This window comes from Sphingopyxis sp. 2PD (genome assembly GCF_005503695.1).
In the GTDB taxonomy this organism is placed as follows: Bacteria; Pseudomonadota; Alphaproteobacteria; order Sphingomonadales; family Sphingomonadaceae; genus Sphingopyxis.
In genome coordinates, this window is record NZ_SCMU01000032.1 from 1 (window position 1) to 26879 (window position 26879).

Annotated in this window: 13 protein-coding genes; 8 read left to right on the plus strand and 5 right to left on the minus strand. The window is 66.1% G+C overall.

What is annotated here, in order from left to right:
• Positions 1-2: 2 nt before the first annotated feature.
• On the minus strand, positions 3-3077 hold the full coding sequence (locus tag FFS18_RS15375) for a TonB-dependent receptor plug domain-containing protein (protein ID WP_137871513.1): 3075 nt from the start codon (positions 3075-3077) through the stop codon (positions 3-5).
• Between the two features lie 181 nt (positions 3078-3258).
• On the opposite strand from FFS18_RS15375, the gene FFS18_RS15380 reads away from it, so the two are divergent.
• The 5 genes from FFS18_RS15380 to FFS18_RS15400 all read left to right on the plus strand — a co-directional run bounded on the left by FFS18_RS15380 (position 3259) and on the right by FFS18_RS15400 (position 14014).
• Complete coding sequence (locus tag FFS18_RS15380) at positions 3259-3591, plus strand: phosphoribosyl-ATP diphosphatase (protein WP_137871514.1); 333 nt, start codon at positions 3259-3261, stop codon at positions 3589-3591.
• Positions 3592-3601: 10 nt separating this feature from the next.
• Positions 3602-3979 (plus strand): histidine triad nucleotide-binding protein, encoded by a 378-nt coding sequence (locus FFS18_RS15385; RefSeq protein ID WP_137871515.1) that lies wholly within the window; start codon positions 3602-3604, stop codon positions 3977-3979.
• Between the two features lie 139 nt (positions 3980-4118).
• Complete coding sequence (locus FFS18_RS15390) at positions 4119-9962, plus strand: alpha-2-macroglobulin family protein (RefSeq protein ID WP_349304056.1); 5844 nt, start codon at positions 4119-4121, stop codon at positions 9960-9962.
• Positions 9963-10183: 221 nt separating this feature from the next.
• Positions 10184-12355 (plus strand): penicillin-binding protein 1C, encoded by a 2172-nt coding sequence (pbpC, locus tag FFS18_RS15395; RefSeq protein WP_137871516.1) that lies wholly within the window; start codon positions 10184-10186, stop codon positions 12353-12355.
• 102 nt (positions 12356-12457) lie between these two features.
• The gene (locus FFS18_RS15400) at positions 12458-14014 is read left to right on the plus strand and encodes an amino acid permease (RefSeq protein ID WP_137871517.1); all 1557 of its coding nucleotides are present in this window, start codon (positions 12458-12460) and stop codon (positions 14012-14014) included.
• Positions 14015-14081: 67 nt separating this feature from the next.
• On the opposite strand, the gene FFS18_RS15405 is transcribed toward FFS18_RS15400, so the two are convergent.
• From FFS18_RS15405 to FFS18_RS15420, 4 genes are all read right to left on the minus strand, one after another.
• Complete coding sequence (locus tag FFS18_RS15405) at positions 14082-15326, minus strand: multidrug effflux MFS transporter (RefSeq protein WP_120217484.1); 1245 nt, start codon at positions 15324-15326, stop codon at positions 14082-14084.
• 121 nt (positions 15327-15447) lie between these two features.
• Positions 15448-15747 carry a hypothetical protein gene (locus tag FFS18_RS15410; protein WP_120217485.1) on the minus strand — a complete coding sequence of 100 codons (300 nt, stop codon included), beginning with the start codon at positions 15745-15747 and terminating at the stop codon, positions 15448-15450.
• Positions 15748-15773: 26 nt separating this feature from the next.
• Entirely contained in the window at positions 15774-18659 is a 2886-nt protein-coding gene (locus FFS18_RS15415; RefSeq protein WP_137871518.1) for a M16 family metallopeptidase, read from the minus strand.
• Between the two features lie 101 nt (positions 18660-18760).
• The gene (locus tag FFS18_RS15420) at positions 18761-20917 is read right to left on the minus strand and encodes an acylase (RefSeq protein WP_171005335.1); all 2157 of its coding nucleotides are present in this window, start codon (positions 20915-20917) and stop codon (positions 18761-18763) included.
• A 204-nt stretch (positions 20918-21121) separates the two neighbouring features.
• On the opposite strand from FFS18_RS15420, the gene FFS18_RS15425 reads away from it, so the two are divergent.
• The 3 genes from FFS18_RS15425 (at position 21122) to FFS18_RS15435 (ending at position 26859) form a co-directional block, all read left to right on the plus strand.
• Positions 21122-22636 (plus strand): leucyl aminopeptidase, encoded by a 1515-nt coding sequence (locus tag FFS18_RS15425; protein ID WP_249340429.1) that lies wholly within the window; start codon positions 21122-21124, stop codon positions 22634-22636.
• A 163-nt stretch (positions 22637-22799) separates the two neighbouring features.
• Positions 22800-25379 carry an ATP-dependent chaperone ClpB gene (clpB, locus tag FFS18_RS15430; protein WP_137871520.1) on the plus strand — a complete coding sequence of 860 codons (2580 nt, stop codon included), beginning with the start codon at positions 22800-22802 and terminating at the stop codon, positions 25377-25379.
• 22 nt (positions 25380-25401) lie between these two features.
• The gene (locus tag FFS18_RS15435) at positions 25402-26859 is read left to right on the plus strand and encodes a tetratricopeptide repeat-containing sulfotransferase family protein (RefSeq protein WP_137871521.1); all 1458 of its coding nucleotides are present in this window, start codon (positions 25402-25404) and stop codon (positions 26857-26859) included.
• The last annotated feature ends 20 nt before the right edge of the window (positions 26860-26879 follow it).

Consider the following 26879-nt stretch of genomic DNA (forward strand, 5'->3'; position numbering starts at 1 on the left):
CCCTAAATCTTCCCCCGCACCCCCACGAAGAACCGCCGCCCCAGATAGTCGTACTGCGTGCCAAACGCCGGTGCCTGCCCGATCACCGGCGGCGTCGCCGTCACCACCGTCGAAACCCGCGGCGGCGGCGTATCGAACAGGTTCGCGACCCCCAAGGTAATCCGGAACCGGTCGGCAACATCGCGGCTCAGCGACAGCGAGTGATAGAAGGTCGCGGGCACGCTGACGTCGGGGCAGAAGCGCCCGCCGGGACGGAAACTCGACGTCCGGCACGCATCGCCGCCCTGCGCACGGAGCAGGCCTTCCTCGTTCGACGCCGCACCGGTGACATCGAGCCCGTAAAACAGCGTCCAGCCGTCCTTCATCCAGCCGAGGTTGAAATCTCCGACCCATTTCGGATTGCCGATCTTGCCATTGTCGTCGATTTGGGTGCCGGGGAACAGCGCAACCTTGTCCTCGATCTGCCAGACCATCTGCGCGCGGAACGCGAGCGACCCGAGGCGGCCAAGCTCCTGATCGAGCGCGAGCGACAGGTCGACGCCGCGATTGCGCTGGCGGCTGATGTTGACATAGCGGTCGGTGACGCTCGCGACGCTCTGCCGGTCGGGGCCGGCGGCGACGCGCGTGAACAGCCCGCACAGCGGCTCGCCCGCGACGTCGGAATCGTAGCAGCCGCGCAGGATATTGCCCGCGCCAAGCAAAGTGATCTCGTCCCTCACCTTGATGTCGAAATAGTCGACCGCGAACCGCGCCTTGAGCCCGCCCCACAGCGCGCCCGACACATCGGGGGTCAGGATGACCGACACCGTCTTTGCGGTCGAAGTCTCGGGCTTCAGCCGCCCGATGCCGCCGCCCGACACGATCGTCGCGGGGCTGATCCCGCCCGCATAATTGGGCGCAATGCCCTCGGCGGCGCAATTGTCGAAGATACGCTGGCTGATCGCCCCCGCCGCCAGCCGCGCCGCGGTCTGGATGCACGGATCGATCGCCTGCTGGCCGAGGAAGCCCGTCTGGTCATTGAGGAAGAGTTCGAACAGCGCAGGCGCGCGGAACGAGGTTCCCCAGGTGCCGCGAAACCGCAGCCAGTCGGTCACTGCCCAGTCGGCGCCGACCTTCCACGTCGTATCGCTGAAGCTGTCCTGCACCCCGTCGCCGCGCGTCGCCTCGACATGTGTATAACGCGCCGCGCCCGACAGGGTCAGCCGTTCGGCCATCGGCACATCTTCGAGCAACGGCACTTCGACCTCGCCGAAGACCTCCTTTGCCACGGTGCGTCCGGCGGTGATGCCCGATGTCGTGAAATTGGCGACATTGCCCGCGAGCGTCGCCTCGCCCGGCGTGTCGTCGATTTCGTCGCGGCGGATATTCGCGCCGACCGCGACACCGACCGGCCCCGCGGGCAGATTGAACAGCTTGCCCGTCAGCAGCGCCTCGGCCGACGTCTGCTTGAACAAGGTCCGCCCCGTCTCGCGCCCCGTCAGGAACGCGCGCTCGGCCGACGTGAAATCGCCGCGCAGCACGCGCGGGTCGGTGAAGTCGATGTCGATGCACGGAACGCCGCGGATCGCGGTCGTGGTTCCAGCGCACGATCGCGTGCGCAGCGTCTGCGACGCGAGCGCGTCCTGATAGATCACGTCCTGCGTATAGCTCGCGTCCGATCGGCTGTGCTGGCCGTGGACGTCCCATTTCCAGCCGCCGAATGTGCCGCGCAGGCCGAGCACGCCGCGATAATAATCGACGTCGGCGCTGCTCTCCGATCTCACCAGCACTTGCGGGCGCAGGATGATGTTGCCGCCGAACTCCGCGTTGAACGGATCGCCCATGTCGCCCGGATCGCAATTGTTCGCCGCGGGATCGCAGAGGAAGAAGGGCAGCATCGACGCGCCGGTAAATTGCTCGAGCGCCATCAGCTGGAAGCCGCTGTTCTGCGACTTGCGATTGCTGAACAGCGCTTCGCCATAGATCGTAACCCCGCCCGCCACCTCATAGGCGGCATCGGCGAAGGCGCTGATCCGCTTGACCCCCGAAAACACGTCCATATCCTGCTCGGCGGGCTCGAACTTGTTGAGCGCCCCGGTTGACGGGCCATCGAAATTGAGCCCGAAGAAATCGGCCGGGCCGAACACCCCGATCGGATTATAAGCGTTGATCGGCATGCCGATGCCCGCGAATTCGGCGCCATATTGGCCCGAAGCGATCAGCTGGCCGTTCGGCGCGATCAGCCCGGGACCAAAGGTCGGGAAACCATTTTGGTCGACCCCGGAAAAATCGCTGAAGGCGATCGCATTGCCCAGCGTGCCGCTGCACTGCGGCCGCGCGGTACGAAAATCGACGATGTCGGCGCGGCTGCCATCGGCCTCGCGCTTCAAATATTCTTCGGCGCAGAACAGGAAGCCGCGGTCGCGGCGCGTCAGATTCTGCTGTTTGAAATAGTCGACCGTCGCGAAAAAATGGCCGCGATCGAATGTTTTGCCAAAGCCTGCATCGACGCCATAGCTTTCGCCGCCGCCATGTTCGGTGATCGACGAAAAACCGCCGATTTCGGCGCCGTTCAGGTCGTTGCGCGTCAATATGTTGACCACCCCCGCGACCGCGTCCGAGCCATAGATCGACGAGGCGCCGGTTTTCAGCACCTCCACCTGCCGCACCACCGACAGCGGCAGGACATTGAGGTCGAAGGGCGCGACCGACCCGCGTATGCCGGCCGGGCCTGCGCGGCGGCCATTGATCAGCACCAGTGTCCGTTCGGCACCGAGCCCGCGCAGCGACACCGTCTGCACATCATTGCCGCCATTGGCGATGACGCGGTTCGACAGCGCCGAGGTGATCTGGATCGATCCCTGCGCTGCGGGTGCCGATTGCAGGATGTCGGCGAGCTGGACCTGCCCCTGCAGTTTGGCGCTTTCGATATCGATGACCTGGATCGGGTCCGCGCTGGTAAATTCGCTCTTCGCGATGCGCGATCCGGTGACGATAATCTCGTCTTCGCCGGTCTGTCCCGCAGCGGGGGTGGCCATCAAGGCGATGACCGAGGCGGTGGCGGCCAGCAACACCTGGGGGCGGGTGCCTGATTTCATGATATTTTTTCCGAACTTAAAAGTTGAACTCGCCCCCCGGCGCGGAAAAGATACGGTAAACCGCGTTTCGATATGGTTACCGGCGGATAAAAATTTGCCGCTCTGTCCTTCGCGCCGCACCCGCCGACGCTTGTCGCCGCGCGCCCGCGCCGCTAGTCACGCTCGCAAAGGGAGCGCACGGATGAGCAAGGCAATGGGTGAAGCGCTGGGACGGCTCGAGGCCGTCATCCACGACCGGCTCGCCGCGGGCGAAGCCGAAGCCTCCTATGTCGCCAGCCTCGCTGCCAAGGGCCGCGGCAAGATCGCCCAAAAGCTGGGCGAGGAAGCCGTCGAGGCGGTGATCGCCGCGGTCAGCGAGGACGATCCGGCGCTGATCGGCGAAGCGAGCGACCTCGTCTTCCACCTCTCGATCCTGCTCGCCGAACGCGGGCTGACGTGGGACGCGATCGCCGCCGAGCTCACCCGCCGCCACGGCACCTCGGGCCACGCCGAAAAAGCCAGCCGCCAGCCGTAAGGACAACCCCATGCCGATCGACGCCACCCAGCCCTATGACGACAATAATATCTTCGCGCGCATCCTGCGCGGCGAATTGCCGTCGAAGACCGTCTATGACGACGACTATGCCCTCGCCTTTCACGACATCAACCCGCAGGCGCCGCTCCATCTGCTGGTGATCCCCAAGGGCGCCTATGTCAGCTGGGACGATTTCTCCGCGCGCGCCAGCGACGCCGAAATTGCGGGCTTCGTCCGCGCGGTGGGTCAGGTCGCGCGCGACACGGGCCTCGTCGTCCCCGGCTACCGCCTGCTCGCCAACATCGGTCCCGACAGCCATCAGGAGGTTCCGCACCTCCACGTCCATATTTTCGCCGGGCAAAAGCTCGGCCCGATGCTCGCGCGCTGAATTTTCGCGGTCGTCTATGACCGCGGTCACAGCCGTTTCCCGAAACGCGGCTAAGCGTTCCCGGGACACGGCGACGGGTGGACAGCAGCGCCTGTTTCCAGCAGGATAAGCGCGCGAGTTTAGGCGGGGAGACGGCGGGATGAAAATGGGTTGGCGCGCGCTGGGAAAACGCCTGGCCGGCAGGGCAAAACTGGCGCTGCTTATCCCGCTCAGCCTCGCGATGGCGGCGACCGCGACCGCCGACACCGTGCCGCAGGTCACCCTCGCCACCCCCGGCAGCAGCGGCACTGGCGACGGCACGATCACCCGCTTCACGCTGCGCTTTTCCGAGGACATGGTCCCGCTCGGCGATCCGCGCGCCGCCGCCCCCGCGACCAACGATTGCAAATTGCCCGCCACCGGACGCTGGGTCGACACCCGCACCTGGGTGCTCGAGTTCGACAAACCGCTCCCCGGCGGGCTGCGCTGCCATGTCGAGCTGCGCAGTGGCCTGAAAACCGCGCGCGGCATCGCCGTCGCGGGCAACGACCGCTTCGCGCTCGACACCGGCGGCCCTTCGGCACGCGCCATCCTCGCAGGCGGCATCTACGACGGGATCGAGGAGGGGCAGGTCTTCCTCGTCGCCACCAACGTCGCCGCCGACCGCGCCTCGGTCGGCCGCTTCGGCTATTGCGCGGTCGACGGGATCGGCGAGAAGATCCCGCTCGACGTCCTGCCGCGCACCACCGCGACTGAGATATTGACCGGCCTCGGCGATGCCAACTGGTCGCGCCAGTCCTTCACCTATGACGCCGGACTGCCGCAGCGCCTGCCCGCCGCGGGCGCCGACCGCGAGGCCGCGCTCGACCGCGTCGTCGCGGTCAAATGCCGCCGCCCGCTGCCGCCGGGGCGCGAAATGGCGGTCGTGTGGGACGCGCGCATCGCGCAGGCCGGCGTCCCCGGCCGCACCGCCGGGCGCGACCAGCGCTTCGATTTCGACGTCCGCCCCGCTTTCACCGCCAAAATGTCGTGCAGCCGTGTCAATCCGCAGGCGGGCTGCAATCCGGTCAAGGATGTGACGCTCAGCTTCGCCTCCCCCGTCGCGCGGGACACCGCGCTCGCCGCGACGCTGACCACCGCCGACGGCAAACGCATGACCCCCCGGGTCGACGACGACGACAAGAATGACGCCTACCTCACCAGCGTTCGCTTCGCCGGACCGCTGCCGCAGAATGTCGACGCAACGCTGGTCCTGCCCGCCGATGTCACCGACCAGAGCGGTCGGCGCTTGCAGAACCAGTCGAACTTCCCGCTGAAATTCCACATCGACCGCGCCCCGCCGCTGGTCAAATTCGCCGCCGAATTCGGCATCCTCGAAGCCCGCGAGGGCGGCGTCCTGCCCGTCACCGTGCGCGGGGTCGAAGGGACGATGGTGCAATCGAACCTCAAAATGCCCGCCGCAACGCTCCGGGTCGGCGACGACGACGCCGCGATCGCGCGCTGGCTCAAACGCGTCGACGACGCCGACGACACCGATTATCGCGAGGAAAAGGACCGCACCGGCAAGGACATCCGCGTCAATTACACCGGCAGTAAATCGGTGTTCGCCGATGCCCCCGCGGGCGGCGAGCGCCGCGACCTGCAACTGACCCCGCCCGGCGGCGGCAAGGAATTCGAAGTCGTCGGCATCCCGCTTTCCGAAAAAGGCTTCCACGTCGTCGAAATCGCCAGCCCCGAACTCGGCGCCGCGCTGCTCGGGCGCAAGGCGACGCGCTATGTCGCGACCGCGGCGCTCGTCACCAACATGGCGGTGCATTTCAAATGGGGCCGCGAAGGCTCGCTCGCCTGGGTCACCGCGCTCGACACCGGCCTCCCCGTCGCGGGCGCCGAAATCCGCGTCTCGGACGGCTGTACCGGCCGCCTGCTCGCGCGCGGCACCGCCGACAAGGCGGGCCGCCTCGCCTTTGCCGGCGGGCTGCCCCAGCCCGAGACATATTCGAGCTGCGAAGAAACCCCCGATCCGACCAAGAGCGAGGGCCATGCGCTGATGGTCAGCGCACGGTCGGGCGACGATTTCAGCTTCACCCTCACCGACTGGGGCCGCGGCATCCGCCCCTATGATTTCGACCTTCCTTACGGCTGGTCCGAACGCGAGGATATTCTCCACACCGTCTTCGACCGCGCGCTCGTCAAGGCGGGCGAGACCGTCCATATGAAGCATATCCTGCGCCGCCCGGTCGGCACCGGCTTCATGACGCCGCAGGCGCTCGCGGGCAAACTCCGCCTCGTCCACCGCGGTTCGGACACCGAATTCGAAATGCCCTTCGCGATCGCCGCGACTGGCAGCGGCGACAGCGTCTGGAACGTCCCCGCCTCCGCCCCGATGGGCGATTATGAGCTCGTCTTCGTCACCAAGGACAAGGACGGCGAGGACAAGACGATCTGGTCGGGCCAGTCGGTCAAGGTCGACGAATATCGCCTGCCGACGATGAAGGCCGCGGTCACCGGGCCGAAAACGGCGCTCGTGCGCCCCGCCGCGGTGCCGCTTTCGCTGTTCGTCGGCTATCTGTCGGGCGGCCCCGCCGCCAATATCCCCGTCGAACTGCGCACCAATTTCCGCTCCAGCTGGTCGCCTCCGCAAGATTATCGCGACTGGGATTTCGACGGCCAGCCGGTGAAGGAAGGCGTCATCCAGCTCGACGACAGCGGCGACGAGCCCGCCGCCGAGCTGCCGCTCGCGCGCTCGGTGCCGCTCAAGCTCGACGCCAATGGCGGCGCCACGGCCAATGTCACCGTCGACCAGCCGATCACCGAACCGACGGTGATGGCGGCCGAAATGGATTATGAGGACGCCAATGGCGAAACGCTGACCGCCAGCCGCCGCATCACCCTCTATCCCTCCGCCGTCCGCTTGGGACTCAAGACCGACGGCTGGCTGATGCGCGACAACGACCTCAAGCTCAATTTCATCGCGCTCGACCTCGAAGGCAATCCAATTTCGGGCCAGCGCATCTCGGTCGCGCTCTACAACCGCGAGATCATCACCGCGCGGCGCCGCCTTATCGGCGGCTTCTACGCCTATGACAACCAGATGCGGACGACGAAGCTCGCCGCCAGCTGCTCCGCGACCACCGACAAGCTCGGCCGCGCGCGCTGCGCAATGGCGCCGGGCATTTCGGGCGAGGTGACCGTGGTCGCAACGACGCTCGACGCCGACGGCAATGAAGCGCGCGCCGTCCGCTCGGTCTGGCTCGCGGGTGACAATGAATGGTGGTTCGGCGGCGACAATGGCGACCGCATGGACGTCATCGCCGAAAAGCCGCGTTATGCGGCAGGCGACACCGCCAGCTTCCAGGTCCGCATGCCGTTCCGCGAAGCGACCGCACTCGTCACCGTCGAACGCGAGGGCGTGCTGTCGAGCTTTGTCGTGCCGCTCAAGGGCACCAACCCTGTCGTTAAGGTCAAGCTGCCCGCGACCTACGCCCCCGACGTCTATGTCTCGGTGATGGCGGTGCGCGGGCGCGTGACCGGCGAGGAAAGCTGGTTCCGCAAGATGAAGCGCGCGGTCGGTTTCAAGATCGAGAATAGCGAAGGCGCCCCGCCTACGGCTCTGGTCGACCTCGCCAAGCCCGCCTATCGCATGGGCATTGCGCGGATCAAGGTCGGCTGGGAAGGCCATCAGCTCGGCGTGAAGGTCAAGGCCGACAAGGCGAAATATTCGGTCCGCGAAACCGCGAAGGTCGCGATCGAGGTCAAGACCCCCGGCGGCAAGGCACCCAAAAACGCCGATGTCGCCTTTGCCGCGGTCGACGAAGCCTTGCTTCAGCTCGCCCCCAACGAAAGCTGGGAATTGATCGAGGCGATGATGGGCGAACGCACCCTGGACGTGCTTACTTCGACCGCGCAGATGCAGGTCGTCGGCAAGCGGCACTATGGCCGCAAGGCGCTCGAACCCGGCGGCGGCGGCGGCGGTGACCTGTCGGGGCTGACCCGCGAGGATTTCCGTCCGGTGCTACTGTGGAAGGGCAATGTGCCGCTCGACAGCAAGGGCCGCGCGACGGTCGACGTGCCGCTGTCGGACAATCTTTCGGGCTTCCGGCTCGTCGCGATCGCGACCGACGGATCGCAATTTTTCGGCACCGGCGAAACCAGTGTCCGCACCGTGCAGGACCTCGGCATCTTTGCCGGGATGCCCGAACTGGTGCGCACCGGCGACACCTATGATGCGCGCTTCACGCTCCGCAACGGCACCGATCAGCCGATGGAGGTCACCGCGACCCCGTCGCTGTCGCCCGCCGTCGCGACCGCGCCGCCGCTCACCGTCACCATCCCGGCGGGCGGCGCGGTGCCGATCAGCTGGTCGATGACCGCCCCCGAACAAACCGGCCCGATCGAATGGACCGTCGATGCGGTGGCCAAGGGCGGCAAGCAACGCGACCGGCTGGTGTTCCAGCAGGTCGTCGAGCCCGCGGTGCCGGTCGAAACCTGGTCCGCCAGCCTGTTCCGCGTCGGCCCCGCCACGACGCTGCCAATCGCCATCCCCGCGGGCGCCTTGCCCGGCGGCTATGTCGACGTCGCGCTCGCCGGGACGCTCGCGCCGCCGTTGTCGGGGGTGCGCGACTATATGGCCGCCTATCCCTACACCTGCTTCGAACAATCGACCTCGCGCGCGATTGCGCTCGGCGATCTCGGCCGCTGGCAGGCGCTCGCCGAAGCGATGCCGACCTATCTCGATGGTGACGGCCTGCTGCGCTACTGGCCCAATGAGCGGCTGGAGGGGTCGATCGAACTCACCGCCTATGTGCTCAGCGTCACCGCGGCGAACGGCTATGCGATCCCCGAGGCGTCGAAGGCCAGGATGGTGGCGGCGCTACAGGCGGTCGTCGAAGGGCGTCTGACCCGCCGCGGCTATGGCCCCTGGGACATCCGGCCCGTCCGCATCGCGGCGCTCGCGGCGCTCGCCCGCAACAAGGCTGCCAGCCCGGGGCTCGTCGCCGCGATCGACGTCGCGCCGATCGATATGGCGACCGGGACGCTCGCCGACTGGCTGGTCGCGATCGAACGCACCCCGGGGGTCCGCGGCGCGCCCGCGCTGCGCACCGCCGCCGAAGCCGAGCTGCGCAAGCGCCTCGTGTACGAAGGCACCCGCCTCGACCTCGTCGACGACGCCCGCGCCCCCTGGTGGATGATGACCAGCGGCGACGAAATGGCGATCAAGGCATTGGAAGCCGTCCTCGGCCGCAAGGGCTGGGAGGATGACGCGGGCAAGCTGATGGTCGGGGTCGCCCAGCGCCAGCGCCGGGGCCATTGGGACACCACCCCCGCCAATGCGTGGGGCGCCGTCACCGTCCGCCGCTTCGCCGAGCTGTATCCGGCGAGCGCGATCACCGGCGTCACCAATATCAGCCTTGCCGGCGCCAGCGCCTCGCAAAGCTGGCCGCTGCCCGCCGAAACGCCCTCACCGCTCCGCGTCGCGCTCAACGCCGCAACGATGAGCCTTCAGCATCAGGGTAGCGGCGCGCCCTGGGCGACGGTCAGCGTCAAGGCCGCCGTGCCATTGAAGGAACCGCTCAACGCCGGTTACCGGATCAAGCGCTCGGTCAGCATCGTCAAGGCGGCGAACAAGGATCGCCTGACCCGCGGCGACGTGATCAAGGTGCGGATCGAGGTCGTCGCGGCGGCGGGCCGCACGTGGGTCGTGATCAACGATCCGATCGCCCCCGGCGCGACGATCTTCGGCAACCTCGGCGGCCAGTCCGAAATGCTCGCCGAACAGGCACGCGGATCGGGCGCGCAGCCAAGCTATGTCGAGCGCGGCAAGGACAGCTGGCGCGGCTATTTCGGCTGGATGCCCGCGGGAACGCACGCGGTCGAATATGTCGTGCGCTTGAACGGCTCGGGCCGCTTCTCGCTCCCCCCGACACGCGTCGAGGCGATGTACTCACCCGCGATCCGTGGGCAATGGCCAAACGCGCCGCTGACGGTGGCGAGTGTGGGGCAGTGATGGGACACTCGCCTTCCTACTCTCCGTTCGTGTCGAGCGAAGTCGAGACACCCCGCGGGCGCGCGACATCCCGACGTCGCTCGATGCGAACGGAATTAGTGACATGCAGGCGGTTTCATAAATTCGTCACCCTGAACTTGTTTCAGGGTCCATGGCCTGCCCTCGCCGCCAACGCCGCGCCAAAGGCAACCTCCGGCCATGGATGCTGAAACGAGTTCAGCATGACGAAGTTCAAAGAAGGCGCGGCTAGCCTCCCCCGCCACCGCCGCTGGCCCCACGCCCTCGCATGGCTCGCCCTCGCCCTGCTCATCCTCACCACCATCGCCCACCTCGCCACCAAACCGCCCCCCATGCCGACCTACGCCGCCGTCCGCGCCGACTGGCAGCCCAGCGAAGCCTGGCTCTACGATCGCGACGGCCGCCTCCTCGACAGCGAGCGCGTCAATTTTGAGCGCCGCCGCCTCGCCTGGGTGCCGCTGAACGACATCAGCCCCGCCGTCCGCGCCGCCGTGGTACAAAGTGAAGACCGGCGTTTCTGGTCGCACGGCGGGGTTGACTGGCTCGCGGTCGCCAGCGCGGTCCGCGCGCGGCTCAAGATCGGGGGCACCGGCGACCGCTCGCGCGGCGCCTCGACCCTTCCGATGCAGCTCGCCGCCTTCCTCGACCCCAGCCTTGCGCAGCCGGGCCAGCGCGACTGGCGCACCAAGCTCCGCCAGATGCGCGCCGCGCAGGCGCTCGCCGCCGCATGGTCGCACGACCAGATGCTCGAGGCCTATTTCAACCTTGTGCCTTTGCGCGGCGAGGCGCAGGGGATCGGTGCGGGCGCGCAAAGCCTGTTCGGCAAAAAGCCCGCCGACATGACGCGCACCGACGCCGCGCTGTTCGCAGGGCTGCTGCCCAATCCGACCGCAGGCGCCGAGGCGCTCGGCCGCCGCGCTTGCCGGGTGGCGCAAACCAAGGACTGCTCCGCGATCCGCGCCGCCGCCGCGACCCTCGTCTCGAGCGAACATGCCGCGCGGTTCGACCCCGCGCTCGCGCCGCACCTCGCGGTCCGCCTGCTCGACCAGCCCGGCAAGCGCGTCACCACCACGATCGACCGCCGTATCCAGGCCGCCGCCATCGTCGCGCTGCGCCGCCAATTATCGGGTCTGGGATCAGATCGCGTCCGCGACGGCGCGGTCGTCGTGCTCGACAACGCGACTGGCGAGGTGCTCGCCTATGTCGGCGGGGTCGGCCTCAAATCGACCGCGGCGTCGGTCGATGGTGCCAATGCCCGCCGACAGGCGGGCTCGACCTTGAAGCCGCATCTCTATGCGCAGGTCATCGAACATGGCTGGCTCACCGCCGCCTCGATCCTCGACGACAGTCCGGTCCAGCTCGACACCGCGTCGGGGCTGTACGTCCCCAAAAACTACGACCGCAGCTTCAAGGGGCCGGTCAGCGTCCGCCACGCGCTCGCCGCGTCGCTCAACGTCCCCGCCGTCCGCGCGCTCGTCATCGACGACGTCCAGCAATTCCGCGACCGCCTGTGGGCCTTGGGCTACCACGGCCTGGTCGAGGACGGCGAATATTACGGCTTCTCCCTCGCCCTCGGATCGGCCGAAGTTTCGCTCGTGGAACAGGCTAACGCATTCAGAACATTCGCAAATCTCGGGGAATGGTCGCCCGTCACTTTCGACGCTGTGCGGCACCTTCGCAACCTTCCGCCGCGCCAGATCGTCTCCCCCGCCGCCGCCTTCATCGTCGGCGACATCCTCGCCGACGCCGCCGCGCGCACCGACGCCTTCGGCGCCGACAGCGCGCTCCGCCTCCCCTTCTGGGCGGCGGCCAAGACCGGCACATCGAAAGGCATGCGCGACAATTGGTGCATCGGCTGGTCCGACCGCTTCACCGTCGCCGTCTGGGTCGGCAATCTCGAGGGCGATGCGATGCGCGCCGTCTCCGGCACCTCGGGCGCCGCCCCCGTCTGGCGCGACGTGATGCTCGCGCTCCACGCCGGGAATCCGGGCAAAGCGCCAAAGATGCCCGCCGGCGTCGAAGCGCGCCAGATCGCGCTCCCCGGCACCCGCGAACCCTCGCGCCGCGAATATTTCATGGCCGGCACCGCGCAGACCGAAATGGCCGCCGCGCCGCAGGCCGCGCGCCGTCCGCGCATCACCAGTCCGGTCAGCGGCAGCGTCTATGCGCTCGACCCCGACATTCCGATCGACCGCCAGCGGCTCGCGGTCACGGTCAGCGGTTCGGTCGCCGGATACCGGCTGCTGCTCGACAAAAAGCCGCTCGGTGACGCCGATGCGGGGCAGCAAATCCTGCCGCGCCCGGGCAGCCATATGCTGGCGCTGGTCGACCCCGGCGGACGAATGATCGACCGGGTGCGCTTCACGGTGCGATGAAGCGCTTGTAACAAGCCTGAAATTAAGTTGCGCTGGCGCGCGAAGCGTCTAGTCTGCGCGGCAGGAGAATGGCGCTAAAGTCGCCAAAAAGGGGAAGTTCACATGATATTTGGTCGCGTCAAACCGATCGACGCCATTTTGGCCACGGCTGAAAAGAAATCGCTCCATCGCTCGCTCGGTGCCCTGCAACTGACCCTGTTCGGGATCGGCTGCGTCATCGGTACCGGCATTTTTGTGCTGACCTCGGCAGGCGCGCAAAAGGCCGGTCCTGGCCTGATGCTCGCCTTTGCCATCGCCGGGGCGATCTGCATCGTCGCGGCGCTCTGCTACGCCGAAATCGCCGCCATGATGCCCGTCGCGGGCTCCGCCTACACCTACACCTATTCGGTGATGGGCGAAATTCTCGCCTGGTCGGTCGGTTGGGCGCTCGTCCTCGAATATGCTGTCGCGGCGAGCGCGGTGTCGGTCGGCTGGTCCGGCTATTTCTCCGGGACAATATTGAACGAGTTTCTGGGCATACAATTGCCCGCCTATCTGGCGGCCGGTCCGCTGGCCCTGGGCGGCGCGCCCGGCGGTCTGATCAACTTGCCCGCCGTCGTCATCGCCTTGCTGGTGACCTGGCTGCTGATGATCGGCACCACCGAATCCGCCCGCGTCAACGCCGTTCTGGTCGCTATCAAGGTGACCGCGCTCACCGCCTTCATCATCCTGACGCTGCCGCAGGCTGAAATGGACAAGTTCAACCCGTTCCTGCCCGCGGGCGTGTTCGGCGGGCTTGGTTCGGGGATCGGTGCCGTTGGCGCCGCCGCGACGATCTTTTTCGCCTATGTCGGGTTCGACGCGGTATCGACGGCTGCCGAAGAAACGCGCGATCCGCAAAAGAATGTGCCGATCGGGCTGATCGGATCGCTGCTGATCTGCACCATCTTTTACATCCTCGTCGCCGCCGGCGCGATCGGCACGATCGGTGGCCAGCCGATCATGGGGCCGAACGGCATTCCCTTCCCCGCCGGTTCGGCCGAGCTCGCACGCCAGTGCGCGCTGCCGGAATATGCCGGGATGCTGGTCTGCTCGAACGAGGCGCTGGCGCATGTGCTGCGCGAAATCGGTTTCTCGGGCATCGGCAACATGCTGGGGATCGCAGCGTTCGTCGCACTGCCGTCGGTGATCCTGATCCTGCTGTTCGGCCAGACGCGCATCTTCTTTGTGATGTCGCGCGACGGCCTGCTGCCCGAAGGCCTGTCGAAGATCCACCCCAAGTGGAAAACGCCCTATGTCGTCACCGCGATCACGGGCAGCGTCGTCGCCTTTGCCGCGGCGTTCCTGCCGGTGGGACAGCTCGCCGATATCGCCAATGCTGGGACGCTTTATGCGTTCTTCATGGTCGCGCTCGCGGTGATGCTGCTCCGCAAAACCGAACCGAGTCGTGTGCGGCCGTTCCGCACACCCGCGCTCTGGTTGATCGGGCCGTTGACGATGGCAGGCTGCGTGTTCCTGTTTCTGAATCTGCCTTTTGAAGCGATGCTGGTCCTGCCCGGCTGGGCAGCAATCGGCTTTGTGATCTACTTCGCCTACGGCTACCGCAAGAGCCACCTCGGCCAGGGTCTGGTCGAGGTTCATGAAGGCGAACTGGAACCAACGGCGCCGATCCACGACTAAGGCCTGGTCGCAGACCGGGTTTGGAAGAGCCGCCGCAGCCTGTGCTGCGGCGGCTTCTTCATTTTTGTCAGTAAGGCGTCTTGGGCGCGGTCCCCGGCCGGGTGAACAGCTTGCCGCGCTCGGCCCAGAACACCAGCGCAAGGCCGACGATCGCGCTGATCAGAAAGGCAAAAGCGAGCGGCAGCGTCGTGCCGTCATATTGCTGGCCGATCAACGCCCCGACCGTCGCGGCAAGCAGCGTCTTGGCAAAGCTTTGGTACGATGAGGCGACCCCGGCCATATGACCGAAATCCTCCATGGCGATCGATCCGAAATTGCTGCCGATAAAGCCGATCAACCCGACATTGACCATCATCAGCACGGTGAACATCCACAGCGTTTCGGCGCCGCTGAGCGCCGCGGCGATCTGCGCGATCGACGTCGCCATGAAAGCGAACACCGCGCTTTGCGACACACGTCGCGCGCCGAATCGCTCGACGATCGCCGCGTTCGAGAAATTGGCAATCGCGATCCCTACCGCGACGCAGGCGAAGATCAGCGGGAACCAGCTCTGCGCATCGAAGACTTCGTCGATGATCTGCTCGCTGCTGTTGAGATAGCCGTAGAGCGCCCCCTGCATCATGCCCGACGCGATCATATACCCTGCGGCGCGGCGATGCCGCGTCACCGTCGCCCAGCCGCTGACCATCGTCCGCCAGTCAAGTGGGCGCACGTCGGCGGGCTCGAGCGTCTCGGGCAGACGGCGCAGCCACGCAATCATGGCCAGCCCCATCACCGCGAGCACGATGAAAATCGCGCGCCAGCCCGCCAGCGCCGCGACCCCCGCTCCGATCGTCGGCGCGATGATCGGCACGATCATGAAGACGAGGAAGATCAGCGACAGCCGCTTCGCCATCGCATCGCCCGCGAACAGGTCGCGGATCACCGCGATCACGATCACCCCGAGCGCCGCGCTGACCAGCCCATGGCCGAAACGCAGCGCGAGCAGCATCGGAAAGCTCGTCGCCAGGCCGCAGCCGATCGAAAAGGCCACATAGGCGAACAGCGCCGGAACCAGCACGCCCTTGCGCCCGAACCGGTCGGCGAGCGGACCATAGATCAGCGATCCGAAACCGATGCCCAGCAGATAGAGCGAGATGACATATTGCCGGTCATTGGCAACAAGCACCCCCAGCCCTTTGCCGATAGCGGGCAGCGCGGGCAGCATGGCGTCGATGGCGAGCGCGTTGAGTGCCATCACCATCGCCATCATGACCACCATTTCGCGGTCAGCCGGCAGGGTCCGCTTGGGGGGTGGGGCCGGGCTGTGCATCGGGGCAGCCTATGCGCCGATGCAGTTGCTTTGGCCACCCCCAAGGCAAAAAGCATTGCTATGCAAAGCAAAAGGGCCGCTCCCTTTGGGAACGGCCCTTCGCACGTCTCTGCCGGAAAGATCAGCCCTGACGGGTGCCCGTCATCGCCATCGATCCGAACGCACCAGCCTTGATCGTCCCGGTCAGCGCGTCGCCGTCGATCGTCGCTTCGCATTCGAGCGTCATCGGCATCGGCACCTTCATGTTCATGGTCCAGGTCAGCTTGTTGCCGTCGACCTTGCCATTTTCCACGTCGAGCGCGCCCATCGCGCCGGCGTTCGATCCGGTGAAGCTGTCGCCGTCACTCTTGACCGTGAACACCGATTTCTGATCGCCCATCGGCGACTTGGTCACGCAATCATAGCTGCCATCTACGGACATCGAAGCTCTCCTTACTGAAATCAATGTTAGTTAATCGGAGTCGCTGTTTCCACCGGCAAACCCAATCCGTCAAGCTGCGGTTTGACGACCGCGGCATCGCCAACGACGACATAGACCAGATCATCGGTGCTCAGCGCCTTACGCGCCGCGGCATCAATTTCGGCCGCCGTCATCGCTTCATAGGTCGCGGGCAGCGTCTCGTAATAATTGTCGGGCCGCCCGAACTTCACGATATTGCGCAATCCCGCCAGCACATCGGCCGAGGTTTCGAAGCTGCCCGGCAATTCACGGACGCTGCCGTTGACCGTGCGTTCCAGCTCTTCCTTGGTCACGCCCTTGTCGGCGAGGAAGCTCTTGAGGTCGCTCTGCAGTTCCTTGATCGAATCGCCGGTGCGATCGGCCTGCACCGGCGCCACCGCGACCCAGCTCAGCCGGTCGGTTTCCCCCGAAATGCGGCTGCGCACGCCGTAGGACCAGCCCTTGGTCTCGCGCAAATTGGTGTTGAAGCGCGACAGGAAATTGCCGCCGAAAATGTCGTTGGCCGACCGCAGCACTTCCAGGCTGTCGCCGCCCTTCGCATCGAGCACCTTGCCCGCCAGAATGATCGACTGCGGCGATTTGGGGCGGTCGAAGAACAGGATGCGCGGCTTGGGTGCAGGGATTGCGACGTCGAAATTCTTGACCGGCTTCGCGGTTTTCGGCGCCTTCCACTGGCCCAGCGTCGCGTCGAGCTGTTTCTTGACTTCGGCCAGCGTCGTATCGCCGACGACGAACACGCGTGCGTTGTCGGGACGGATCCAGGCGCTGTGGAACGCGGCGAGCTGATCGCGCGTCGCCGCCTCGACCGCCTTCGCGTCGCCCAGCCCCGACGGCGGAATGCCATAAGGATGGTCGGCGCCGTACAGCATCGGCGCCATCAGGCGCGCCGCGATCGCATTCGGATTGTTGAGTTCGGCCTTCAGCCGGTTGAGTTGCTGCGCGCGCACACGCTCGAGCTCCTTGGCATCGAACGCCGGATTGCGGATATAATCGGCAAGCAACGACAGCGATGCACCAAGATTGGGCTTCAGCGCAAACAGGCTGAAAATCGTTTCATCGGCGTTGGCCGTCGCATCGATCTGCGCGCCCAGCCGTTCCTTTGCTTCGGCAAAGGCGATCGAGTTGAGGCTGGTCGTCCCTTCGTCCATCAGGCTGAGCATCAGCGACTGGGTGCCGAGCGCGCTATGCGGATCGGCGGCATAGCCCGCGTCGAAGCTGACCGCGACATTGACCGTCGGCACCGTGGTGCGGCGCGCGAAGACGACCTCGACACCATTTTTCAGCGTCGCCCGCTCGATTGCCGGAAAATCGAGCGCGGTAAGATCAGCGACCGCCGGAAACTGCGACCGGTCGGCGATCGAGGTCGCCGCGCCGATCCCAGTGTCGGGACCGATATCGCCGAGCGCCGGATTCCAGTAGCGATCAGGCGCCACCGCTTCGGCCAGCTTGCCTGCGGTCACCGCGCCGCCGCGATTCTCGCCGCCTTCGGTGCGTTCGCCGGGGGTGTAGGTCAGCGAAAAGGCCGGGCGCGACATCCATTTGCGCGCGACCGCCGCGACCTGTTCGGGCGTCGCCTTCGCCATCCGGTCGAGCTCGACCTTGTAATAGGCGGGATCGTTCGAATAGAGCGCGCCCTCCGCGAGCGCGACCGCCTTGCCGCCAAAGCCGCCGACCGCTTCCAGCCCGGCGATCGTGCCGCCCAGATAGCTGGCCGCGGCGCGCTGAAGCTCATCGGCGGTCGGCCCGTTCGCGAGGAACTTGGCGATTTCCGCGTCCAGCTTCTTGCCGACGGTATCGACATCGGTACCGGGCTTCACATCGGCCTGGACGACGAGCAAGCCCGCATCTTCAAACGTCTGCGCAAAGGCGCCGACGCTCACCGCCACCGGATCGGTGCGGACCATCGCATTGTCGAGCCGCGACGACGACAGCCCGCCGAGCACCGCGGTCGCCATCTGCAACGGCACCGCTTCGGCATCGTTGAGCCCCGGAATGGCCCACATGCGATAGACGCGCGGGGTCGGGATCAGGTCCTTGACCTCTTTGGCGAGCGGCGCGGGCAGCGTCGGCACCGACGCGGCGGGCGCCTGAACCGCAGTGCCGCGCGGGATGTCGCCGAACCACTGCTGGACCTTCGCCTTCGCCGTTGCGACGTCGATGTCGCCCGCCAGCACCAGCACCGCATTGTTCGGCCCGTAATTGTCGGTGAACCACTTCTTCACATCGTCAAGGCTCGCCGAATTGAGGTCGGCCATCGAACCGATGGTGCTGTGGTGATAGGGATGCCCCTTGGGGAACAGATTTTCGAAGATCTCGTAGCGCAGCAGGCCATAGGGGTTGTTGTCGCCCTGTCGCTTTTCATTCTGGACGACGCCGCGCTGGTTATCGAGCTTCTCCTGCGTCACCGCGCCGAGCAGGTGCCCCATGCGGTCGCTTTCGAGGAAGAGCGCGAGATCAAGCGCGCCGGTCGGAACCGTCTCGAAATAATTGGTCCGGTCGACGTTGGTCGTGCCGTTGAAATCGGTCGCGCCGACCTGCTGCAAGGGTTCGAAAAAGTCGTTCGGTGCATTTTCGGACCCGTTGAACATCAGATGTTCGAACAGATGCGCAAAGCCCGTCTTGCCCTTGGGTTCATGCTTCGATCCGACGCGGTACCACACCGACACCGCGACGACGGGCGCCTTGCGGTCCTCGTGGACGATGACGCGCAGACCATTGTCGAGCGTGAAGGCTTCGTGCGGAATATCGACCGCCTTCACCAGATCGGCGATCGGCGCCGGATCGGCGGCCTTCGACTTGGCGAACGCGGGGCCGGCAGCGACGAGCGACGTGGTCGCCGCCAGGGCAAGGGCGAAACGATGGAAACGGGGCATGGACATCCTCTTGGATTACGAACGCAGAAGTTTTTGCGCCTGCGCGCGACCGCGTGCCGGACGGCACTGTATCAGGGGTTTAGGACAGCCGTTCGCGGCTTTCAAGGCCGATAGAAGCGCGCCCCGCTGGCCTTCAACGCCGCCGGATCGAACAACACGGGTTTCAGCTGGTGTCGCACGAACAGCGGCGCCTGATCATTATAATGCGGGCTTTCAGGCCGCGTCGTCGCCGACCCGAACGGCTGGATCGATTCCGAGCGCACCCGGCCCGCCGCGTCCCACGTCACGAACATGATGAAACTGTCGCCGTGGCGCACTTTCAGCCGCCCGTCGGGCTCGGCGTCCCACAGCGTCGAGGCGCGGACCGTGTCGTTGCCGCCGTCGAGCGGCAGGTCGATCCGCGACGCGCCTTCGCCGTGACGCAGCCGCAGCACGGTCCCGAGTTTCGGATCGAGCCCGCCGAAATGCTCCTGCAAATGCGCCACCGTTTCGGCCAGCACGGTGCGCGGATCGGGACCGGCGCGGCGCTGGTAATGACTGCCGTTCGCGGGGCGCAGCACCATCAGCGCCAGTGCGTCGCCCTTCCCCTTGCCGTCGAGGTTCCAGTCCCAGCGGCGGAGCAAATTTTGCGCCGCGACCAGCGCCGGATCGTCCTTGACGTTCAACGCGAGCAGGCGGTCCAACCACGCCTTGGCGTAACCCGACCGTGCATAGGCGGTGTCATATTTGATCGCCTTCAGCCGCGCCTCGTCGATCTGCCCCGACGCTTCGAACAGCTCGATCAACCGCGTCGCGCGATTGGTCATATCGTCCTCGACCCCCAGCAACGGCGAGAAAGCCGCGGCGTCGAGCTCGTCGCCCGGGCCCGCCGCGACCCACGGCGTGTTGTTGGCGTTCATGACATAGCCCGAGCGTGGATTGACCAGCGCCGGAACGCGATCGAACGGCAACGTCTTTGTCCACAGCGCCGCCGAGCGATCGCCCGGCAGCACCCCGCGCCAGTTGAATCCGTCGGGCCGGTCGGGGAACATCGCATTATAGAAAAGCCCGATATTCCCCTTGGCATCGGCGTAGATGAAATTGGTCGCAGGGACGCCCTGCCCCGCCATCGCGGCGCGCCATTCGGCAAAATCCTTTGCCTTGTTCAGCCGATAATATTGGGTGACCATCGCCGCCTGGTCGATCCCGGCATAGCGAATGGCAAAGGCGCCCTTGTCGTTCTTGACCACGGGGCCGTGGATCGATCGATAAACGGTCCGCGGCACCGGCAGCACGAACGGGCCGAATTTGACCTTCAGCCAGACGCGCTTCGCCTCCAGCGGCCGCCATGCGCCATCGTAGCGATATTGCTCGCCGCTCTCGTCGAGCACCAGCTTGTACACGTCGATCAGGTCGGGACGATTGACCGTGTTCGTCCACCCCAGATATTTGTTGTGCCCAAGGAACGGATAGGGCGAACCGGGGAAGTTCGCGCCCGCAAAGTCCCAGCCTTCCTCGCTATGGACGACGAGTTCGTACCAGGCGACACCGCCCGTCCATGGCTGGTGCGAATTCGACACCAGCCGCGTCGCGCCATCGGTCGAGCGCGCGGGCGCGACTGCCATCGCATTCGATCCGTTGCTGGCGGGATCGCTGCCGACCGGCGTATCGGCGCGCGGCACGATCTTCCCCGTCGCGTCGAGCGCGGGTCCGCCCTCGCGGTGCATATCCTTGCCCTCGACCAGTTGGCCGAGCACCGAATCGAGACCGAAAAAGAAGGGCGAGCGCAGCACGAAACCCGCGACCACATCCTCGCCGGTCACCGGGAACAGCCCCGACAAGCGCACCTTGTCCGGATGCTTGTCGGCATAATGATTGAGCCCTGCGGCATAGGCGGTGAACAGCGCTCGCACATCGGCGGGAAGGCGCGGCCAGTCGCGCGCTGTCGTCGCGCGCACGTCGAGCAGGGCCGCGGCATAATCCACCTTCGCGCCATCGGCGCCCAGCATCGCCCCCGCGCGCCCGCGCGTCATCGCCAGCACTTCCTGCAGGGTCGCAAAATCATCCTCGGCATGCGCATAGGCCACGCCATAGGCGACGTCGGCGTCGGTCTTGCCGAAGATATGCGGTACCCCGAACTTGTCGCGCGCGATGCGGACGTCGGCAGGCTTGTAGGCCGGTGCGGCTGGCGCTTCGGCAATCAGCGGTTCCCACAGCGCCAGCGACGCGGCGGTAACGACGAGCAACAGCAAAAATCCCAGCAAAATCCGTCGCAACATCTCTGGTCCTTTTCATGCGCTCGATCCGCGCCTGTCTGACCGCCATGTCGTCCGATGGCAAGCAACTGTCGTTCGTCGAGCCGAATTTGCGATCAGGCGCCACTTGGCTATGCAGGGCGCCATAACTTCAAACGGGGAATTTCCATGAATCACAAAAGCCTGCTTCTTGCCGCGTGCCTATCGTTCGCTTTGGTCCCGCCCGCTATGGCGCAGACGGTGACCGGGTCGGGCGTGATCCCGGCGACCGCCAGCAACAGCGCCGAACGCGCGATCGGCTTTGCGGCGAGCGCCCCGGCAAGCGGCGCGCTCGTCATCGCGATGACCGACGCGGCGCTGCCGCCGCTCGACGGGATCGTGCTCGGCGCTGCCGAACATCAGGCGGTGACCGCCGCGATCGCCGCCGCGACCTTCGACGGCAAAGCGGGCTCGACGCTGTCCCTACGCGGGATCGGCACCTATTCGCGCATCCTGCTGGTCGGCACCGGTGCCACCCCGACCTCGCTCGCGCTCGCCGAAGCAGGCGGCAAGGCGGCGCAGGAACTGAAAAGCGAAGCCCAGCCGGTGACGATCGCCGGCGCGTTCGGCGATGCGTCCCCCGCCGATGTCGCTTATGGCTTCGCGCTCGGTCAATATCGTTTCGACCGGTACAAGACGGTCGACAAAAAGGCACCGCCGAGCGGCGCCGTGACCGTCGTGGGCGCCAATCCGGCTGCGGCCGAAGCCGCCTTCAACGGGCGCTGGAAACCGCTGGTCGATGGCGTCCGCCTGTCACGCGACCTCGCCAACGAACCCGCGAACATCATCTATCCCGAAAGCTTCGTCGCCCGGGTGCGCGAAGCCTTTGCCGGAACCGCAGGGGTGAGCATCGAAGTGCTCGACGAAGCGGCGATGCGCAAGCTCGGCATGGGGACGATCGTAGGGGTTGGTCAGGGCAGCCCGCGCGGTTCGCGCCTGATGCTGGTGCGCTATCGCGGCGCCAATGCCCCCGCCGCGCCGATGGCATTTGTCGGCAAGGGGATCACCTTTGATTCGGGCGGCATTTCGCTGAAGCCCGGCGCGGGCATGTGGGACATGAAGGGCGATATGTCGGGCGCCGCCTCGGTCATGGGCGCCGTCCTCTCGCTCGCCAAGTCGCGCGCCTCGGCGCATGTCGTCGGGGTCGCGGCGCTTGCCGAAAACATGCCCGACGGCAATGCTCAGCGCCCCGGCGACGTCACCCGCACGATGTCGGGCAAGACGATCGAGATGCTCAACAGCGACGCCGAAGGGCGCCTCGTCCTCGCCGACGCCAATGAATATGTTGCACAGGCGTACAAACCGCGCGCGATCGTCAATATCGCGACGCTGACCGGCGCGATCGTCGGCGCGCTCGACGACCAATATGCCGGACTGTTCGCACGCGACGAAAAGCTCGCCGCGGCGCTTCTGGCCGCGGGGACCACCAGCGGCGAAGAATTGTGGCGGATGCCGCTCCACAAGAATTTCGCCGAAAAGATCAAGTCGGACATCGCCGACATCCGCAACATCACCCCCAACCAGGGGCCGGGTGCCAGCATCGGCGCCCACGTCATCGGCTATTTCGTCGATGAAGCGACGCCCTGGGCGCATCTCGACATCGCCGGGGTGAACCAGGCCGACAAGGCATCGCCCTTGGTTCCCAAGGGGATGAGCGGCTTCGGTGTCCGCTTGCTCGATCAACTGGCACGCAGCGGGGAGTAACGGCCCTCAACTCCGTTCGTGTCGAGCGAAGTCGAGACACGCTGAAGGCGTGTGCGGCGGATGGGCATCTCGACGTCACTCGATGCGAACGGGAACTGGTACCAGCCCCTTGTGTTGCCAAATGGCAACACTATCTTGGTCTGCGAGAAAGGGGCTTTCCGTCATGAACCTCGAAAAATTCACCGACCGCGCCAAGGGATTCCTGCAAGCCGCGCAGACGATCGCGATCCGCATGAACCATCAGCGGATTTCGCCCGAGCATATCGCCAAGGCGCTGCTTGAGGACAGTGAAGGCATGGCCGCCGGCCTGATCGCGAAGAGCGGCGGGGACGCCGCACGCGCGGTCGCCGGCATTGACGCCTTGCTTGCCAAGGTTCCCGCCGTATCCGGATCGGGCGCGCAGGCAACGCCGGGTCTCGACAATGACGCGGTGCGCCTGCTCGATCAGGCCGAACAGGTGGCCACCAAAGCAGGCGACGGCTATGTCACCGTCGAACGGCTGCTGCTGGCCATGGTGCTGGCGAGCGGCACGCCAGTCGGCAAGGCTTTTGCCGATGCCGGGCTCACGCCCGACGCGCTGAACACCGCGATCAATGAGCTGCGTGGCGGGCGCAGCGCCGACACCGCGAGCAGCGAAGATCGCTATGACGCGCTCAAGAAATTTGCTCGCGACCTCACCGACGTCGCGCGCGAGGGCAAGCTCGACCCGGTCATCGGCCGCGACGAGGAAATCCGCCGCACGATCCAGATCCTTGCCCGCCGCACCAAGAATAATCCGGTGCTGATTGGCGAACCCGGGGTCGGGAAAACCGCGATCGCCGAGGGGCTCGCGCTGCGCATCGTCAACGGCGACGTGCCCGACAGCCTCAAGGATCGCCGCCTGCTGTCGCTCGACATGGGCGCCTTGATCGCAGGCGCCAAATATCGCGGTGAATTCGAGGAGCGGCTGAAAGGCGTGCTCGACGATGTGAAGGCCGCCGAGGGCGAGATCATCCTGTTCATCGATGAAATGCACACGCTGGTCGGCGCGGGCAAGGGTGAGGGCGCGATGGACGCGTCGAACCTGCTCAAACCTGCACTCGCGCGCGGGGAGCTGCATTGCATCGGCGCGACGACGCTCGACGAATATCGCAAGCATGTCGAAAAGGACCCCGCGCTCCAGCGGCGCTTCCAGCCCGTGTTCGTCGGCGAGCCGACGGTCGAGGATTCGATCTCGATCCTGCGCGGGCTGAAGGAAAAATATGAGCTGCACCACGGGGTGCGGATCACCGACGGCGCGATCGTCGCCGCTGCGACGCTGTCGAACCGCTATATCTCCGACCGCTTCCTGCCCGACAAGGCGATCGACCTGATGGACGAGGCCGCGAGCCGCATCCGCATGGAGGTGGAATCGAAGCCCGAGGAGATCGAGAGCCTCGACCGCCGCATCATCCAGATGAAGATCGAGGAATCGGCGCTGTCGAAGGAAAGCGACGCCGCGTCGAAGGATCGGCTGGCCACGTTGCAGGCCGAACTCGCCAACCTCGAACAGCAATCGGCCGAACTCACCCAGAAATGGCAGGCCGAAAAGGACAAGATCCACGCCGAAGCGAAGATCAAGGAAGAGCTCGACGCTGCGCGCTCGGCGCTTGAACAGGCGCAGCGCGCGGGCGACCTCGCGAAAGCAGGCGAGCTAAGCTACGGCACGATCCCCGCGCTCGAAAGGCAGCTCGAAGAGGCGCAGGCCATCTCGAGCAACGCAATGTTGCGCGAGGAGGTCACCGCGGACGATATCGCTGCGGTGGTCAGCAAATGGACCGGCATCCCCGTCGACCGCATGATGGAAGGCGAGCGCGAGAAATTGCTGGGCATGGAAGCAACCCTTGCCAGCCGCGTCATCGGTCAGGACGAGGCGGTGCGCGCCGTATCGACCGCGGTACGGCGCGCGCGCGCCGGGCTGCAGGATCCCAATCGCCCGCTCGGCAGCTTCCTGTTCCTCGGCCCCACAGGCGTCGGCAAGACCGAGCTGACCAAGGCGCTCGCGCGCTTCCTGTTCGACGACGACAATGCGATGGTCCGCATCGACATGTCCGAATTCATGGAAAAGCACAGCGTCGCGCGGTTGGTCGGCGCGCCCCCGGGCTATGTCGGCTATGAAGAGGGCGGCACGCTGACCGAAGCGGTGCGCCGCCGCCCCTATCAGGTCGTATTGTTCGACGAGGTCGAGAAGGCGCATCAGGACGTGTTCAACATCCTGCTCCAGGTACTTGACGACGGGCGGTTGACCGACGGACAGGGACGCACGGTCGATTTTACCAACACGCTGATCATCCTGACCTCGAACCTCGGCAGCCAGGCGATCGCCGCGCTGCCCGACGACGCCCCGGTCGAACAGGCAGAGCCCGCGGTGATGGAAGTCGTGCGCGCGCATTTCCGGCCCGAGTTCCTCAACCGGCTCGACGAGATTGTGCTGTTCAATCGCCTCGCGCAGCAGCATATGGGCGGCATCGTCGACATCCAGGTTGCGCGGGTGCAGAAATTGCTCACCGACCGCAAGGTGACCCTCGCGCTGACCGACGCGGCGCGCGCGTGGCTCGGCCGGGTCGGTTATGATCCCGTCTATGGCGCGCGCCCGCTCAAGCGCGCGGTGCAGAAATATCTGCAAGACCCGCTTGCCGATCTGATCCTGAAAGGCGAAGTGAAGGACGGCTCGACGATCCAGGTCGACGAAGGCGACGGCGCGCTGAAACTGACGCCGACATAAGGGCGGCGCAGGAGCGGTTGGCGTGAACGACGAGTGGGCGCGGCTTGACGCTGCGGCAGGGCGAAGCATCGCGCAGGGGCGCCACGCCGACGCCGCAGCGCTGCTGCGGCAGGCGCTCGCGCTCCGCCCCGATCACGCAGACGGCTGGTTCAATCTCGGCTATGTGCTGCGCCAGATGCGCGCCTATCCCGACGCGCTGAGCGCTTATGCCGAGGCGTTGCGCCTGGGAATCGGCGGCGCCGAGGCGGTACACGTCAATCGCGCCGCCATCCTGTCCGAATATATGGAGCGCACCGACGAAGCCGCGGCCGAATTGCGCGCCGCGCTGGCGATCAATCCCGGCTTTCTGCCCGCCTGGCTCAACCTTGGCGGTCTGATGGAAGATGTCGGCGACGCCGAAGCCGCGGCGGACGCCTATGCCGAGGCGCTGCGCCGCGCCCCCGGCAACGGCCGCGCCCGCGCGCGCCTCGCGGCGATCCGTGTTCACCGCGGCGACACCGCCGCCGCGATCGGTGACCTTGAGCGCCAGCTGCAAAGCGGCGCCGACAGCCAGGACGACGCTGCCGAACTCTTCTTCGCCTTGGGCAACGCGCTCGATGCCGCCGGGCGCTATCCGGAAGCCTTTGCGGCGATCACGCAGGCGAACCGGATCAACGCGGCGCTGCGGTCGCCTTCGCGCCGTTACAATCCGGACCGGCTGGAGCGCCTCGTCGATGATCTGATCGCGGCCTTTCCCGCGCGCCCCCAAACTCCGCCGACAACCGATGGCCCCGAAATGCTGTTCATTTGCGGCATGTTCCGCTCGGGATCGACGGTGATCGAACAATTGCTCGGGCGTCATCCGCTCGTCCGGATCGGCGGCGAGCTGGAACTGATCCCGGCGCTGGTTCACGAACGCCTGATGCCCTACCCCGCGGCTCTGCAATCCCTGGACGCCGACGCCAAAAAAAAAGATCTGCGCGACGCCTATCTGACGGCGGTCGCGGCAAATTTTCCCGGCGCCCGCTATATCACCGACAAGCGGCCCGACAATTTCCTGCATATCGGGCTGATCAAGACCCTCTTTCCCGACGCGCGGATCCTGTGCACCGAACGCGCCGCACCCGACAATATCCTGTCGATCTATTTCCTGAATTTTGCCGACACGATCAACTACAGCGACCGGCTGGAGGATGCCGTCCATTATTTCGGTCAGCATCGCCGACTGATGGCGCATTGGCGGGCGATCTTTGGCGACGATATTGTCACCGTTTCATACGACCAGCTGGTCCGGACCCCCGATCAGGTGCTCGCGGCAACGTGGCGCGCGCTCGGTTTGCCGCCGATCGACCCGACAGCCCCGCAAAGCAGCGCCGCACCGATCATCCGCACCCCCAGCAACTGGAAGGCGCGATCGGCGCTCCACGCGCAATCATCGGGGCGATGGCAAAATTATGCCGCCGAACTGGCGCCGGTCATCGCGGCGCTCGACCGGCTTTAGCAGCGCTGCCGCAACCGATC